14 protein-coding genes are annotated in these 16,017 nt (G+C 62.1%); 13 read left to right on the forward strand and 1 reads right to left on the reverse strand.

Features of this window, described 5'->3' with window-relative positions:
• Nucleotides 1–431: 431 nt before the first annotated feature.
• The 13 genes from FHT75_RS19560 to FHT75_RS19620 all read left to right on the forward strand — a co-directional run bounded on the left by FHT75_RS19560 (nt 432) and on the right by FHT75_RS19620 (nt 14,769).
• A complete protein-coding gene (locus FHT75_RS19560) occupies nt 432–770 on the forward strand; it encodes a hypothetical protein (RefSeq protein ID WP_025570484.1) in 339 nt (112 codons plus the stop codon).
• A 139-nt stretch (nt 771–909) separates the two neighbouring features.
• Complete coding sequence (locus FHT75_RS19565) at nt 910–1,116, forward strand: hypothetical protein (RefSeq protein WP_025570485.1); 207 nt, start codon at nt 910–912, stop codon at nt 1,114–1,116.
• A gap of 159 nt (nt 1,117–1,275) precedes the next feature.
• The gene (locus FHT75_RS19570; protein ID WP_029733032.1) at nt 1,276–2,082 is read left to right on the forward strand and encodes a pseudouridine synthase; all 807 of its coding nucleotides are present in this window, start codon (nt 1,276–1,278) and stop codon (nt 2,080–2,082) included.
• 5 nt (nt 2,083–2,087) lie between these two features.
• Nucleotides 2,088–2,795 carry a phosphoribosyltransferase gene (locus tag FHT75_RS19575; RefSeq protein ID WP_280952293.1) on the forward strand — a complete coding sequence of 236 codons (708 nt, stop codon included), beginning with the start codon at nt 2,088–2,090 and terminating at the stop codon, nt 2,793–2,795.
• A 111-nt stretch (nt 2,796–2,906) separates the two neighbouring features.
• Nucleotides 2,907–3,851 carry a phosphoribosylaminoimidazolesuccinocarboxamide synthase gene (locus FHT75_RS19580; RefSeq protein WP_183845196.1) on the forward strand — a complete coding sequence of 315 codons (945 nt, stop codon included), beginning with the start codon at nt 2,907–2,909 and terminating at the stop codon, nt 3,849–3,851.
• Nucleotides 3,852–3,959: 108 nt separating this feature from the next.
• The gene (locus FHT75_RS19585; protein ID WP_028756368.1) at nt 3,960–4,562 is read left to right on the forward strand and encodes a TetR family transcriptional regulator; all 603 of its coding nucleotides are present in this window, start codon (nt 3,960–3,962) and stop codon (nt 4,560–4,562) included.
• 156 nt (nt 4,563–4,718) lie between these two features.
• Entirely contained in the window at nt 4,719–5,930 is a 1,212-nt protein-coding gene (locus FHT75_RS19590; protein WP_025570605.1) for an efflux RND transporter periplasmic adaptor subunit, read from the forward strand.
• A gap of 48 nt (nt 5,931–5,978) precedes the next feature.
• Entirely contained in the window at nt 5,979–9,089 is a 3,111-nt protein-coding gene (locus FHT75_RS19595; protein ID WP_025570604.1) for an efflux RND transporter permease subunit, read from the forward strand.
• Between the two features lie 147 nt (nt 9,090–9,236).
• Nucleotides 9,237–10,676 carry an efflux transporter outer membrane subunit gene (locus FHT75_RS19600; RefSeq protein WP_029733030.1) on the forward strand — a complete coding sequence of 480 codons (1,440 nt, stop codon included), beginning with the start codon at nt 9,237–9,239 and terminating at the stop codon, nt 10,674–10,676.
• Between the two features lie 171 nt (nt 10,677–10,847).
• Nucleotides 10,848–11,888: a LacI family DNA-binding transcriptional regulator gene (locus tag FHT75_RS19605; protein WP_029733029.1), complete on the forward strand. Its 1,041-nt coding sequence runs from the start codon at nt 10,848–10,850 to the stop codon at nt 11,886–11,888.
• Nucleotides 11,889–11,907: 19 nt separating this feature from the next.
• Nucleotides 11,908–12,060, forward strand: a complete 153-nt coding sequence (locus FHT75_RS19610) for a hypothetical protein (protein ID WP_165932280.1) — start codon at nt 11,908–11,910, stop codon at nt 12,058–12,060.
• Between the two features lie 4 nt (nt 12,061–12,064).
• Nucleotides 12,065–12,985 carry a nucleoside hydrolase gene (locus FHT75_RS19615; RefSeq protein WP_025570667.1) on the forward strand — a complete coding sequence of 307 codons (921 nt, stop codon included), beginning with the start codon at nt 12,065–12,067 and terminating at the stop codon, nt 12,983–12,985.
• On the forward strand, nt 12,982–14,769 hold the full coding sequence (locus tag FHT75_RS19620; RefSeq protein ID WP_063475377.1) for an adenine deaminase: 1,788 nt from the start codon (nt 12,982–12,984) through the stop codon (nt 14,767–14,769). The genes FHT75_RS19615 and FHT75_RS19620 overlap by 4 nt, the downstream gene beginning before the upstream one ends.
• Nucleotides 14,770–14,823: 54 nt before the next feature.
• On the opposite strand, the gene FHT75_RS19625 is transcribed toward FHT75_RS19620, so the two are convergent.
• Complete coding sequence (locus tag FHT75_RS19625) at nt 14,824–15,993, reverse strand: M20 aminoacylase family protein (RefSeq protein ID WP_029868284.1); 1,170 nt, start codon at nt 15,991–15,993, stop codon at nt 14,824–14,826.
• Nucleotides 15,994–16,017: the final 24 nt, after the last annotated feature.

Here is a 16,017-nt window from a genome sequence, read left to right on the forward strand (position 1 = left end):
ATCCGCCAATCCGCTTGAGGTTCTTTAGAACGAAAGACTTCGTCGCCAGCAGCGCCGCCGCCCTCGTTCAGTGAGGGGGCTTATAGAACTAACCCCTTTTCCAAGTCAACACACCTAGCCAAAGTTTTTTGACATTTTTGTAACAGGTTGATTCGGCTGGGGTTTTTGTCGGTGGATATTATCCACAGGGCGGATTCCCGGGACAGATTCCTGGAAAATCCTTTACCTGCTGGTCAAAAATCGATCGGAAAGTCGTTCTCAACCCCGAAAGATCGCGAAAAAACAGCGCCTTGAGCCGATTTATGGTTAACAGAGGATTAAACCGTCTCCGACCGGCGAGCTCTAAATTTCCGTCACAAATCAGCGGCTGACATTTCGGAACCTATCACCGACTTGGGTGTTTTCTTTCCCATTGAAGGAAGGAGACCGACATGGCTGCCAATACCGATGATATCAGAGCAACTGTCAGCAAGGACATCGCCGCACTCCAACAGGAAGTCTCGCGCCTGCAGAAGATGATTTCCGCTCAAGGCGCCGAAGCCTATTACGAAGTACGCGGCCGCGCCGGCAAGGCATACGACGAAGCCCTGCCCCGGGCAAAGAACGCCGTCGCCCAAATTAGGGCCGAAGGTGCGGCCGCCGCCGGCGCCGCCCGCGAGCATCCGACCGCAACGACCACTGCGCTGGCGCTTGCCGGCGCCATTGGCTTCCTCGCCGGATATCTGCTTTCCGGCAGTTCGCAGCCGCAGCCTCGCCACTGGTGGCGCTAAACAGACCACAGCCACCCATAAACCGGTTTTTACGCACCCGCCGATCCGTTTTTCGGCAGGGTGCGTAAATGCTTATGTCTTACAAAAACCAATTTTTAATGTGAGCTATGGGAACATAAAAAACGAAGGGAGGATCATCATGGAAAACAAGAGGGCCAACTGCATCATCGAAGTCAGCGTCGACGGCGCCAATGGCCGTCACGCGGTCGGCATCATGAATATGCGCCAGGCACTCGACCTGCCGGAAATGCCAAGCCTTTCTTATACACATCCGGACCCGGTCAAGGCCGCCGCCGGTATTGTCGTCAGCCGCCAAGAACTGGCGGGCTTCATGGCCTGCCACTGAGGCAGCGTTACCCTGTCAAAGCCCTGACGGCGCTTTATCCCAAAGCGCCGAAATTGTTTTGCGGCGTCTTTTATTCCCCTCGTTTTTTTGTTCCGATTGCTGGCATCCTTGTTCCGTTCATGCCAAGAAACGGCATCAAAAGCAGGACAAGGACGGCAGATGAGGGAGCGGCGCCCACCGCATAAGACGCGCGAGCGAACAAAGCCCGCCGATAACGCCGCGGCTAAGCGGGTGACCCTTCCCCGTGCCCTTTCCAAGCTCGGTTATTGCTCCCGCACCCAGGCCGAACGGCTGATTGCCGAAAACCGCGTTGCCGTCGACGGCCGCACGGTCAGCGAGACCTCGGCATGGGTCGATCTTAGCACTGCCAGGATCAGCATCGACGGCCTGGTCATCGCTGCCGAAGCGAAAATCTATCTGATGCTCAACAAGCCCCGCGGTCTCGTCACCACCCGCCACGATCCCGAAGGCAGGCCGACGGTATATGATTGCCTCAGGGATTTCGACATCCCGCATCTCTCTCCGGTCGGCCGGCTCGACAAGGCGAGCGAGGGCCTGCTGCTTTTCACCAACGACACCGAATTCGCTCAGATCCTGCTCGATCCGGTCACGCATGTGACGAAGACCTATCATGTCCAGATCGACGGCATCATGGACGACGAGGGCATTGCCGCGATGACATCGGGCATCCGCCACGACGGCGAGCTGCTGACGGCAACCGCCGCACGGCGCCTGCGCCAGGGCGACAGGAACTCATGGATCGAGGTCGAGCTGGACGAGGGCCGCAACCGCCAGATCCGCCGCATGCTGGAAGCGCTCGGAAGCGAATGCCTGCGCCTCGTGCGCGTTGCAATCGGCGGGCTCGCACTCGGCGAACTGCCGAAAGGCGCGGTGCGTGCCCTGACAGAGACAGAATTGCAGGCATTGCGCCGGAAGGCCGGGATGGAAAAGGCGAGGCGCAATTGACTGAAATGACGGAGATGGCGCCGCACTATTTCTGGCAGGAGATTCACCCGTCGGGCACCTTTGCCGATGATGGCGAGTTCACCTCCTTCTATGTCGCCGTTCTCGAAGACGGCCGCCAGCTTCGCCTGCCGATCCGCGCGCTGGCGGATGGCGATCACGCTCTCGCTTCACTGATCGTCAACCAGGCGAGCTTCGCCGTTCTCGATGCGCTCGCCGAAAGCCTCGCCGAAAAGATCAGGCCGATGCGCATCGATGTCGTCGCCGGTCTGCCGACCCTCGGCCTGACGCTGGCCGCCGCCGTGGCGCAAAAGCTCGGCCACAGCCGCTACGTCCCGCTCGGAACCTCACGCAAATTCTGGTATCGCGACGAGCTCTCCGTTGCCCTGTCCTCGATCACCACGCCGATGCAGCAGAAACGCCTCTATATCGATCCGCGCATGCTGCCGCTGCTCAAGGGACGGCGCGTCGCGCTGATCGACGATGTGATTTCCAGCGGCACCTCGATCGTCGCGGGCCTCAACCTGCTGACAGGCTGCGGCATCGAACCCGTCGTCATCGCCGCCGCCATGCTGCAATCGGAGCGCTGGCGCGAAAGCCTCGCGGCCGCTGGGCCGCAATGGACCACGCGCACCGTCGGCGTCTTCGCAACGCCTATTCTGGAGCGGAACGAAGCAGGCCGCTGGCAGGCACCATCGGCCAGACGCGGGACATGAGGATTGTTCTTCTTTGCTTGAGGGCGCCTCTGTCCAGCCTCGGCTTGACTTCCCCAGCAATAAAACTAGAGCAGGAAGTCTTCACCCAATAATCAAGGATAGTCGAGCGCCGTGCGAATTCTCTCCGAAGCCCATTTCCCCGAATTGCCGAACTATTATCGCGGCAAGGTGCGCGAGAATTACGATCTTCCGGACGGACGCCGTATCATAATCAGCACCGACCGGCTGAGCGCTTTCGACCGCATCCTTACCTGCATCCCCTATAAGGGCCAGGTCCTGACGCAGACAGCGCGCTTTTGGTTCGAGGCGACGAAGGACATCTGCCCCAACCACGTTCTCGACTATCCGGATGCGAATGTCGTCATCGGCAAGCGGCTCGACATCCTGCCGGTCGAGATCGTCGTGCGCGGTTATCTCGCCGGCACCACCGGTACCTCGATCCTGACGCTTTATAAAAAGGGTGAGCGCGAGATGTACGGCATGCGTCTGCCCGACGGCATGCGCGACAATCAGATCCTGCCCGAGCCCGTCATCACGCCGACCAGCAAGGAATTCGATGGCGGCCATGACGAGCCGCTGACGCCTGCCGAAATCGTCAGCCGCGGCCTTTTGAGCAAGGAGCAGTGGGACACTCTGTCGGGATATGCGCTCGCCCTTTTTGCGCGCGGCCAAGAAATGGCGGCCAAGCGCGGTCTGATCCTCGTCGACACCAAATATGAATTCGGCACCGATGGCGACGGCAACATCATTCTCGCTGACGAGATCCACACCCCCGATAGTAGCCGTTACTGGCTTGCCGAAAGCTACCCGGCAAGTTTTGCCGCCGGAAAACGTCCGGAAAGTTTCGACAAGGATTTCGTCCGCGCCTGGGTTGCCGAGCGCTGTGATCCCTATAAGGACGAGATCCCTGAAATTCCTGTCGAACTGATCGAGCAGACCTCGGCCGTCTATATCAAGGCTTACGAGGCGATTACCGGCGAGCGCTTTGTTCCCGACAATAGCGGCGAGACGCCGCTTGCCCGCGTGCGAGGCAGCCTCGCTCCCTATTTCCCTTGACATGGCGATACATGAAAGCTGCCAGGCCGAGCATTGGCTTGGCAGCCTCCCTCCAATCGCGCTAGCATCAGAAAAAAGGGGCATCGGGCTCGGCCGGGCGGGGGACAGATGACGAGAAGGCCGAGACGCAAAGCCGAGGAAACGCGGGAGGACATCCTCTCCATGGCAGAGGTGCTGTTTCGTGAGCGCGGTTACCTCGCGGTGTCAATCGCCGATATCGCCAGTGCATTGCACATGTCACCCGCCAATGTCTTCAAGCATTTCCGTTCCAAGGTCGCGCTGGTCGATGCGATCGCCGGACGCCATCTCGACAATGCCACCGAGCGTTTCGCAGCCTTCGACCAGAATCTGCCGCCGAAGGAGCAATTGCTCCGCTTCGTCCTGCGCCTGCTGGAAGGTCATCTGCAGGACATTCAGAAAAATCCTTACATCTTCGAAATGGTGCTTTCGACGATCGAGGCCAAACTCGAGGCCGGCAACCGTTATCGCGCCCGAATCGAGTTGAAGCTCGGCGAGATCATCCGCGAGGGTATCGCGGAGGGGCGTTATCATTGCCGCGATCCCGAGCGCGCCGCACACACCGTCGCAGACCTCCTGGCCTGCGTATTGCACCCCATCCTCATCGCCCGCGACGACAAGGAAACCCTCGTGCACCGCGCCGAGGATATCGTCGGCTTTGTCGATGCCGCACTGCAAAATAACGCTTGCTAAGTGACGATTGCTGACTTACGTCACTTCATAAAGCTTTTGTTAAATTCGGATAATGGCATTTGAAGCCAGATCAATCCTGACGCTTATATAAGCCTGCGTTCGGCCGGGCCGAGCCTGCGGATTGAACGCCGATTGCCACCGAACAGGGAATTCAGAATGATACGGCGTGCCCTCCTCCTCTCCACGGCCCTGGCGTTCGGCGCATTGCTCGCCGCCTGCAGCGACAATGCCGGCAAGCCCGCCGGCAATGCCGGTGCGGGCGCAGCACAACAGGCCTCGCCCGTCGGCGTGATCACCCTGAAAAAAGCCAGTTTCCCGATCACGACGATCCTTCCCGGCCGCGCCGAGACATTTCAGACAGCCGATATCCGGCCGCAGGTAAGCGGCCTTATCCGCGAGATCGCCTTTAAAGAAGGCGGCGAGATCAAGAAGGGCGACCTTCTCTACCAGATCGAGGATGCGCCCTATATCGCCGCCGTCGAGCAGGCCAAGGCGGCAATCTCCAAGGCGCAAGCCAGCGTGCCGAGCGCTGAAAGCAATCTCGACCGCTATCAGCGCCTCGTCGGCAGCGGCGCCACCCAGATCGAATTCGAAACAGCAAAGACGACGCTGCTCCAGGCCAAGGCCGAAGTCGAGTCGGCGAAGGCAGCACTTTCCGCCGCCCAGATCGACCTCGACCATACCAAGATCATCGCCCCCTTCGACGGCGTCATCGACCAGACGGCCTATAATGTCGGCAACGTCGTCTCGGCCAACCAGACGACGGCGCTGACGACGATCCGCCAGCTCGATCCGATCTACATCTCGCTGACGGAATCGAGCACCAACCTCTTGAAGCTGCGCGACGCGATGACCGCCGGCGACATCAAGGGTGCAGACAACGTCGCCTTCCACCTGATCCTCGAAGACGGCAAGGAATATAACCAGCAGGGCAAGCTCGACATGTCGAAGCAGGTGGTCAGCGAGACCACAGGCACCTTCATCATCCGCGTGCTCTTTCCCAATCCCGATCGCATCGTCCTGCCCGGCATGTATGTCCGGGCAACCGTCGAGCTTGGCGCCGAGGCCGGTTATGCATTGCCGCAGCTGGCGACGAGCCGTGATGCCAACGGCCGGCTGACGGCACAGTTCATTTCCGCCGAAGGCAAGGTCGAAACCCGTGCCTTCGAGAACAGTTCGCCCTCCAACAATTCCTGGCTCGTGACCGAAGGCATCAAGGACGGCGATCAGCTGATCGTCAGCGGCCTGCAATCGATCACATCAGGCATGCCGGTGAAACCGGTCCCGATGAAGATCAACGACAATGGCGTGGTCGTGGCTGCCGAGCAGCCAGCGGCCGGTGATGCTGAGAAGCCTGCAGCGAAATAATCGCTGAAGCCCCGCATCGTCACCGTCTCAGCCGCACAGGAACAACCGATGGCCAAGTTTTTCATCCGACGTCCGATTTTCGCCTGGGTCATTGCGATCACCATCATGCTCGCCGGCCTGCTGGCGATCTTCACGCTGTCGATCTCGCAATATCCCGACATCGCCCCGACGACGGTTCGCATCAACGCCACCTATCGCGGCGCCAGCGCTGAGACCGTCGAAAAATCGGTGACGACGATCATCGAGGATGGCATGACCGGCCTCGACGATCTCACATACATGACCTCAACCTCATCGACGGGCTCGGCCAGCATCCAGCTCACCTTCGGGACGAGCGCCGATCCCGATATCGCCCAGGTGCAGGTGCAGAACAAGCTGCAGCTGGTTCAGTCGCAGCTTCCAAGCGACGTCATCGATGCCGGCATCAGCGTCACCCGCTCGACCTCGAGCATCCTGCTCGTCGGCTCGCTGGTTTCGACCGACGGCAAGCGCAACTCGGTCGATCTCGGCAACATCATGTCGACGTCCATCGAGGATCAGATCCAACGCCTGGAAGGCGTTGGCAGCATCAACGTCTTCGGTTCGGGATACGCCATGCGCGTCTGGCTCGATCCCTTCAAGCTCTTGAAGTACCAGTTGACGCCGAGCGACGTCACATCAGCCATCCAGGCGCAGAACACCCAGGTCTCCGTTGGTTCGCTCGGCGCCCAGCCGGCTACCCCCGGCCAGCAGATCAACGTCACCATCACCGCCCAAAGCCAGCTGACCACCGTCGCCGACTTCGAGCACATCATCCTGAAGGTCGAAAAGGACGGCGCGACCGTGCGCCTGAGCGATGTCTCGCGCATCGAGATCGGTCAGGAAAGCTACGGCGGCGGTTCGCGGTATAACGGCCAGCCGTCGACCGGTTTTGCCGTCAACCTGGCGATTGGCGCCAACGCCATCGATACCGCCGCCCGTGTGCGCTCCGCGCTCGAGGTCATCGGCCGCGGCCTGCCGGCAGGTGTCGCGATCACCTATCCCTACGACACCACGCCCTTCGTCGAGCTGTCGATCGAGAAGGTCGTCCATACCCTGATCGAGGCGATCGTGCTGGTTTTCGTCGTCCTCCTCATCTTCCTGCAGAACCTGCGGGCGACGCTGATCCCGACGATTGCGGTGCCCGTGGTGTTGCTCGGCACCTTCGGAGTGCTGGCGGTCACCGGCTACTCGATCAATACGTTGACGATGTTCGCCATGGTGCTGGCGATCGGCCTTCTTGTCGACGACGCCATCGTCGTCGTCGAAAACGTCGAACGCATCATGACCGAAGAGAAGCTCTCGCCACTTGAGGCGACGGAAAAATCGATGGGAGAGATCACCGGCGCCATTGTCGGCATCGCGCTCGTGCTGACTGCCGTCTTCATTCCGATGGCCTTCTTCGGCGGTTCGACCGGCATCATCTATCGCCAGTTCTCGATCACCATCGTCTCGGCCATGCTGCTGTCGGCGCTCGTCGCCCTGGTGCTGACGCCTGCACTTTGCGCCACAATGCTGAAGCCGGTCGGCGAACACAGGAAACACCGCGTCGGCGACTGGTTCAACCGCAACTTCACGCGCTCGACCAACGGCTATATCAGCGCCATCGGCTATCTGCTGAAGCGGCCGATCCGCGTCATGCTGGTCTTCCTCCTCGTCGGCGCCGGCTGCGCCTATCTCTTCACCCGTCTGCCGAGCTCCTTCCTGCCTCAGGAAGATCAGGGCGTGCTGTTGACCATCGTCACCACGCCGCCGGGCTCGACCACGCAGCAAACCCAGGCAGTCGTCGAGAAGGTTGAGAAATACTATCGTGAAAACGAGAAGGACGCCGTCGAATCCGTGTTTGGCGCGCTCGGCTTCGGCTTCAACGGTTCCGGCCAGAACAGCGCCATCGTCTTCACCAAGCTCAAGGATTTCGCACAGCGCACCGATCCGACGCTGAGCGCCCAGTCGGTCGTCAACCGCGCGTTGCGCAGCTTCTTTGCCATCCGCGAGGCGCAGGTCTTCGCGCTCCTGCCCCCGGCGATTCAGGGTCTCGGCGTATCGAGCGGCTTCTCCATGTATCTCGTCGACACCGGCGGCCACGGCAACGACGCCCTGACGGCCGCCTCCAAGCGGCTGATCCAGATGGGCAACACCTCGGGCAAGATCGTGGCGCTGCGCAGCAGCAACAAGGAAGTCGAGCCGCAGATGCGCATCGTGCTCGATCAGGAGAAGATCGGCGCTATGGGCGTCGACATCGCCTCGGTCAACTCGATGCTGTCGATCATCTTCACCGGCCGCGACGTCAACGACTTCACGCTGAACGGCGAGATCAAGCCGGTCTATGTTCAGGGCGATGCGCCCTTCCGCATGCAGCCGGATGATCTCGACCATTGGTACGCGCGCAACACTGCCGGTGAAATGGTACCCTTCTCCGCCTTTACCAAGACGGAGTGGGTGAAAGGCGCGCCATCGCTTGCCCGCTTCAACGCCGTTAGCGCCATTCCGCTCGACGGCGCTTCCGCACCCGGTGTCTCCTCCGGCGATGCGATGAACGAAATGGAAGCGCTGACCGAACAGCTCGGCGGCGGTTATACGGTCGCCTGGCAGGGCATCTCCTATCAGGAGCGCCTTTCCGGTTCGCAGGCGCCGATGCTCTACGCGATCTCGGTTCTCGTCGTCTTCCTCTGCCTGGCGGCACTTTACGAAAGCTGGTCGATCCCCTTCTCGGTGATCATGGCGGTACCCGTCGGCATTCTCGGGGCACTGGCGGCGGCAACGCTCTTCGGCCAGGCAAACGACGTCTATTTCAAGGTCGGCCTGCTCACCACCATAGGGCTGGCGGCGAAGAACGCGATTCTGATCGTCGAATTCGCCAAGGACCGTATGGAAAGCGGCATGGGGCTCTACGAAGCCACGCTGGAGGCGGCAAGATTGCGCCTGCGGCCGATCATCATGACCTCACTTGCCTTCATTCTCGGCGTCGTGCCGCTGGCGATCGCGACTGGCGCTGGCTCGGCGGCACAGAACGCCATCGGCATAGGCGTTCTCGGCGGCATGCTGGCGGCGACGATGCTCGGAATTTTCTTCGTACCGTCCTTTTTCGTTGTCATCCGACGCATCTTTGCCACACGCGGCAAAAATGCGGCAGGAGTGTGATATAAATGCACTGTGATAATGCTGTTCCGATTGCTACATTGCGCCCGACTGCTTCGGTGTGTGTTTTTGGTAACGAGGCGCGGCGCGCGTTAGTGAAGCATGAAGCTTCGGACAAGAATTGACTTGCTCGAGTACAGGATGAAATGAATGGTATCTCTTCGTTTTGCCACCCCGGCATTATTGTTATTGTTGTCGGGCTGCGTTGTTGGCCCGGATCATGTTCCTCCTGAAATGCCGCTGCCCGCCAAATTCGGAGAAGGCGGAACGAAGAGTGATGGTGATGTTGCTACCGCAGCCTGGTGGACCGCCTTCAACGATTCGAGGCTGAACGGCTACGTCAACGCGGGCCTTGAGCAGAACCTGACAGTCCAGCAGGCGATCGAACGCATCAATGCGGCCTCCGCCGCCGTCACCACCGCCGGAGCCGGCGGCCTTCCGAACCTGACGGTTGGCGCGTCGCACACGATCAGCGGTCAGAAGGGCGAACTGCGCACGCAACTCGACACGCGCAACACCAGCGCCGGCGACGTCCAGCTGAGCTGGCTGCTCGATCTCTTTGGCCTCTACAAGCGCAGCACCGAAAGCGCGCTCGCTTCGCTCGATTCCGCTTACGCATCGGCTGATGTCGCCAAGCTGACCCTCGTCCAGGACCTGGTCTCGAGCTATATCGACGTTCGCTACTATCAGCAGCGCCTGGCGCTTTCGAAGGCCAACCTGAAGTCTCGTCAGGAAACCTACGAACTGACCAAGTTCCAGCTTGAAGCCGGCGCCGCCTCGCGTCTCGACGTCGTTCAGGCCGAAGGCCTCGTACAGTCCACGCTCGCCGAAATTCCGGGCCTTGAAACCAACATCCGCATATCAGCCCATCACATCGCCACGCTGCTCGGCCTGCCGGCCTCGGCCCTCGTCGACGAACTGCTGAGGGGCGCCGGTCAGCCGGTATTCCGCGGCGGCATCAACTCCGGCATCCCGGCCGATCTGATCCGCAACCGTCCCGACATTCGCGTCGCCGAGCGTGATCTCGCCGCCGCAACGGCCAATATCGGTGTTGCCCAGGCCCAGCTCTATCCGAGCATCTCGCTCAGCGGCTCGATCTCGCCATCCTACATCAACCAGCGCGGCGTCCACGGTGGCCTGACCCCCTGGTCCTTCGGTCCGACCCTCAACCTGCCGATCTTCGATGGCGGCCGCCTGCGCGCCAACGTCAAGTCGGCCCAGTCCGATGCCGCTACGGCCTACCTCAACTGGAAGTCGACGGTGCTGACCGCCGTCGAACAGGTCGAGAACGCGCTTGCGGCTGTCCGGCGCGACGCCCGTACGGTCGCCGCACTTCAGGCCCAGGTCAAGACCACCCAGGAAACGCTCGAGCTTTCCACCGCATCCTACAAGGACGGCGCCTCTTCACTGCTCGACGTTCTCGACGCGCAGCGCCAGGTTTCGCTGGCTCAGGCAAGCCTTGCCCAGTCCGTCCAACAGATGGCCAAGGACTACGTCTCGCTGAACATCGCAGTCGGCGGCGGCTATGCGCCCGGCGGCAAGACCACCGCACCCAATACCACAGCAGCGGTGAAGCCCGCCAAGAGCTGATCGGCGTTTGGCCCTTCTGAAAAGGCAGAGCCCCGCGATCGTCTCGCGGGGCTTTTTCGTTGCCGCCGAACTCTCCTCCAGCTAATTACACACAGGACGAATTTGGATTCGACAAGCTGAGATAGCTGAGGTAAGCCTTTGATTAAACGATTAATCAGAGCGCCGTCGATTATGGCTCCATCGCGTTCGGGACCAAATCTCAGCAGGATAGCGACGTCGCTCGGCGTCTCCGTCGCCACGGTCTCCAATGCGCTCTCCGGCAAGGGCCGGGTCTCCGGCCAATTGATCGAAAGAATCCGTGAACATGCAGCCGAGCTCGGCTATGTCCCAAGCCAGGCCGGCAGGGCGCTCAGGACCGGCCGCAGCGGCGTTCTCGGCCTGGTGCTACCCGATATCGCCAATCCGCTGTTCCCGAAGATCGCTCAGGCGATCGAATTCGCCGCCTCGGCTGCGGGTTACGGCGTGCTGATCGCGGATTCCCGCGGCGATATCGCCACCCAGACCGAAGCGATCGACCGTCTGGTCGAGCGTGGCGTCGATGGCATGATCGTCATTCCCCGCCGCGCCACCCGCATCTCGTCCACCACCTGTCCGGTCGCCATCATCGACACTCCCTCGACGCCGGGCAACACCGTTTCCGCCGATCATTGGCAGGGCGGCCGCGAAATCGCCGACCACCTCGCGGATCTCGGCCATCGCCACATCCTCATCATCGGCAACAATCAGGAATCCAGCGTTCAGAACGACCGCGTCGGCGGCATCCGCGCCGGCATGCGCCCGGGCATGCATTCCGAAACACTATGGATCGATAGGCTCGAGCAGGATGGCGGCAGGGGCTGCCCGCTCGGCCTTGCCGAAAAGGCCAGGCAGGGATTCACCGCTTTCGCAGCCCTTTCCGATTTGCAGGCGCTACGCGCGCTGACGGAGTTACAGCAGGCCGGCGTCAACGTTCCCGCCGATGTCAGCGTCACCGGCTTCGACGACCTCATCTGGTCGCCTGTTGTCACGCCGTCGCTGACGACGGTGCGGATGGACATGGATAGGATTGCCGGGATTGCCGTGTCGGCGCTGGTCGCTACGATAAGAGCAAACCGCATCCGGGAGGGCATGCTCGTTACCGCGGAGATCGAACGCGTTGCCATGCAGTTGATCGTCCGCCAATCATCCGGGCCTGCGAAGCCGGCACCAGAAACCTCAGAGCCGAAAACCTGAGAGATGGGGAACGTGTAAGATGAAAAAAGCTCCCATTGCCTCGGCAGTACTCCTGCTTGATACCATGCCCGGCCCAATCGAGACCGAGATCGATGTAGGCCTGCCGCCACACGGCGCGCTCGCCTGCGATCTACCAGTTGCCGACACGGCAAGTCTCAAACGGTTCGGATGAAATCATGGGCGTCTGGATCGACACGGACATGGGCTTCGACGACATCGCCGCCATTCTGGTGGTGGGACAGTCGGAATTCGAGATCGACGGCCTATCGCTGGTCTTCGGCAATACGCCGCTGCCGCAGGTAAGAATGAATGCCGCCGGCGCCGCCAGCGCCTTCGGCTGGAACTTCCCCATCCACACCGGTCGCGCCATGCCCGTTCTCGGCAAGCTTGAGACCGCTCAGGCGATCCTTGGGGAAACCGGCATCCCGACATCAGGCAAGAGCCTGCCGCAGGCACCCGCCCTTGCCGAAAGCGATGCCTTCACAGGGCTCTGCCGCTGGCTGGAACGCCAGGGCCAGCACCGCATCCTGGCGCTCGGCCCGCTCACCAACATCGCTGCCGTGGCGCTCGCCCGGCCTGATCTTGCCGCCCGCATCACCGAACTCGTCTGGATGGGCGGCGGCGTCACATCAGGCAACCATACGGCCTCCGCCGAGTTCAACGCACTTGCCGACCCGGAAGCGCTTTCGATCGTCATTGCCCACGGCCTGCCGCTGCGCATGGTCGATCTCGATCTCTGCCGCAAGGTGCTGGCAAGGCCCGAGGATGCCGAGCCGGTGCGCAATGCCGGCGGCGCCAATGCCGAGCTGATCGCGGATATGTTCTCAGGCTATATCCGCATCGCCACCAGCCGCGGCCGCCCCGCCATGGCGATCTACGATCCCTCCGCCGCCGTCGCCTTTGTCGCCCCCGATATCGTCAGCTTCCGTCCCGCGCGCATCGACGTCGAGCTGCAGGGCGCCCTCACCCGTGGCCGCACCGTTGTCGAGACCCGCGCCACACATGCGAGTTTCAATGCCCAATTCGCCGCCGACATCGATGCTGACATGGCCCGTGTCATCATTCTCGCTGCCCTGGTCAACGAGGCCCGCAAATGAACGCCAGCCCTCGCCAGGAACCCGCCGACCTCAATGATCCCGCTTTGCGCGCCCGCGCCGTTACTGCTGCGCGCGGCGATGCCCCCTTCGACGTGCTGATCACCGGCGGCCGGTTGCTCGATGCGGTGACGGGCCTGATCCGCGAGGCCGATATCGGCCTTGTCGGTGCGCTGATCGCCAGTGTCCATGCGCCGGCAAACCGAACGGATGCCGCCGAGATCATCGATGCGACGGGCAGCATCCTGACGCCCGGCCTGATCGACACGCACATGCATGTCGAAAGTTCGATGGTGACACCGGCCGAATATGCTAGCGCCGTTTTGGCGCGCGGCGTCACATCAATCGTCTGGGATCCGCATGAATTCGGCAACGTCCATGGTCTCGACGGCGTGCGCTGGGCGATCGAGGCCGCGCGTTCCCTGCCGCTGCGCATGATCCTGCTCGCCCCCTCCTGCGTGCCGTCTGCGCCGGGCCTGGAACTTGCCGGCGCCGATTTCGATGCCACCGTCGTCGCCGAAATGCTGCGCTCCTCGACAGTCGGCGGCGTCGCCGAGGTCATGAATATGCGCGGCGTCATCGACGGCGATCCACGCATGACTGATATCGTCAATGCCGGCCTTGCCGCCGGCAAGCTCATCTGCGGCCACGCACGCGGCCTCGAAGGCGCCGATCTCAATGCCTTCATGGCATCAGGTATCACCTCCGACCATGAACTCACCTCCGGTGCCGATTTCCTCGCCAAGCTTTCCGCCGGCCTGACAATCGAGCTGCGCGGCTCTCACGATCATCTGTTGCGGGAATTCGTCGAGGTTCTGAACGGTCTCGGCCACCTGCCCCCGACCGTGACGCTCTGCACCGACGACGTTTTTCCCGATGAGCTTCAGGAAGGCGGCGGCCTCGACGACGTCGTCAGGCGCCTGGTGCGCTACGGCATGAAGCCGGACTGGGCGATCCGGGCCGCGACCTTCAACGCCGCACAGCGTCTGAAGCGTCCCGATCTCGGCCTTGTCGCCGCGGGCCGCCGGGCCGACATCGTGCTCTTCGAGGACCTTACGGATTTCCGGGCGCGGGTGGTCGTATCAGGCGGCCGCGTCGTCGCTCACAACGGCCGCATGCAGCGTGCCGTCCAGCAGATTGATTCGGCGCCGCTCGTCAATTCGGTGAAGCTGCCGCCGCTGACCGAGGATGATTTCCGCATTCCGGCGACGGGCGAGCGTGTCCGTGTCGCCACCATCGACCGGCCACGCTTCACGCAATGGGGCGAGGTCGAAACCGAGGTGCGGGATGGTTTCGTCGTGCCGCCGGCCGGTAGCGCCATGATCGCCGTCGCCCATCGTCACGGCAAGGCCGACGGCACCCCACGCGTCGGTTTCCTCACCGGCTGGGGCGAATGGCGCGGCGCCTTCTGCACCACCGTCTCGCATGACAGCCACAACCTCACCGTCTTCGGCGGCAATGCGCGCGACATGATGCTCGCCGCCAACGCCGTCATATCAGCCGGCGGCGGCATGGCGGTCGCCAAAGACGGTCGAATCGAAGCGCTCCTGCCGCTGCCACTCTCCGGCCTGGTGACGGATGCAGCGCTTGAGGACACAGCCCTGACCTTTACCGATATCCGCAAGGCCATGGACAAGATCGTCGACTGGAAACCGCCCTATCGGGTCTTCAAGGCCTGCTTCGGCGCCACACTCGCCTGCAATGCCGGCCCGCACCAGACGGACCGCGGGATTGCCGATGTGGGGACGGGGAGAGTGATGGAGAGTCCGGTGCTGGAAGCTTGGTAAGTCAGGACGCACAGATCATAATGCGAAGGAGTGCTGCTGTAGCCCAAACACCAGTCATGCCTTCAACTCCCGCTCCACCAACGCCACCCAATAAGCCGTCCCGTATCCAAGCGCCCCATCGTTGAAATCATAAGCCGTATTGTGATGCAACGCCCCGTCCACCGCCGGCCCATTGCCGAGCCAGACGTAACAACCCGGCGCATTCTGCGCGAAGAAAGCGAAATCGTCGCCCGCCGTCGACGGCGGAAAGCTTGTCAGCACCTTTCCGCCGAACGCCGATCGGGCCGCTGCGAGCGCCCGCGCGGTCGCATCCGGATCATTGATGACAGGCGGAATCCGCCGCTCGAATGCATAGTCGACTGATATGCCGTACATAGCAGCAGTGCCATGCGCCAGTCGGCCGATCTCGGTCTCCAACTGATCGCGCACCTCGGGCGAATAAGCTCGCGCCGTTCCGCCGATCTCGACCGTATCCGGAATGACGTTCAGCGCCTTCGGGTCGCCTGCCTGCAGGGAGCAGGCGCTGACGACGGCCGGCTGCAGCGGATCGACCACCCGTCCGACGATCGTCTGCAGCGACGACAGGAAGGTGCCGGCGGCCGTGATTGGATCGCGCCCGAGATGTGGCTTGGCGCCGTGTGTGCCGGTCCCACGAAAGGTCGTGCGCCAGCTATCGGAGGAGGCAAGCTGCGGCCCCTCGACCACGGCGATCTCATCGACCGCAAGTCCTGGCATATTGTGCAATCCATAAACGGCATCGCACGGAAAAAGCCGAAACAGCCCCTCCTCGACCATGCGCCTGGCTCCGCCCCGCCCCTCTTCGGCGGGTTGGAAGATGAAATGCACCGTGCCGGAAAAATTCCGCGTCACCGCCAGATGCCGCGCGGCGCCAAGAAGCATCGCCGTATGTCCATCGTGCCCACAGGCGTGCATCTTGCCGGGTACGGTCGATTTATAAGGCCGCTCCACCAGCTCGGGCACGGCGAGCGCATCCATATCGGCGCGTAGCCCGATCCTGCGCGCGCCCCTCCCGACCTGCAACGTACCGACCACGCCGGTGTCGCCGAGGCCGCGATGCACGGTGATACCGGCATCATCGAGAAGCCTCGCGACGATGCCGGCGGTGCGCTCTTCCTCGAAACCAAGTTCGGGATGGGCGTGCAGGTCGCGGCGCAAGGCCATGAGAAACGGCAGATCGTCCTCGATCCGGGCGGGAATGCTCATCGGGCGATGCTCCTGGGGCCTGGA

The sequence above is a fragment of the Rhizobium sp. BK112 genome, from assembly GCF_014193215.1.
Taxonomy (GTDB): domain Bacteria; phylum Pseudomonadota; class Alphaproteobacteria; order Rhizobiales; family Rhizobiaceae; genus Rhizobium; species Rhizobium anhuiense.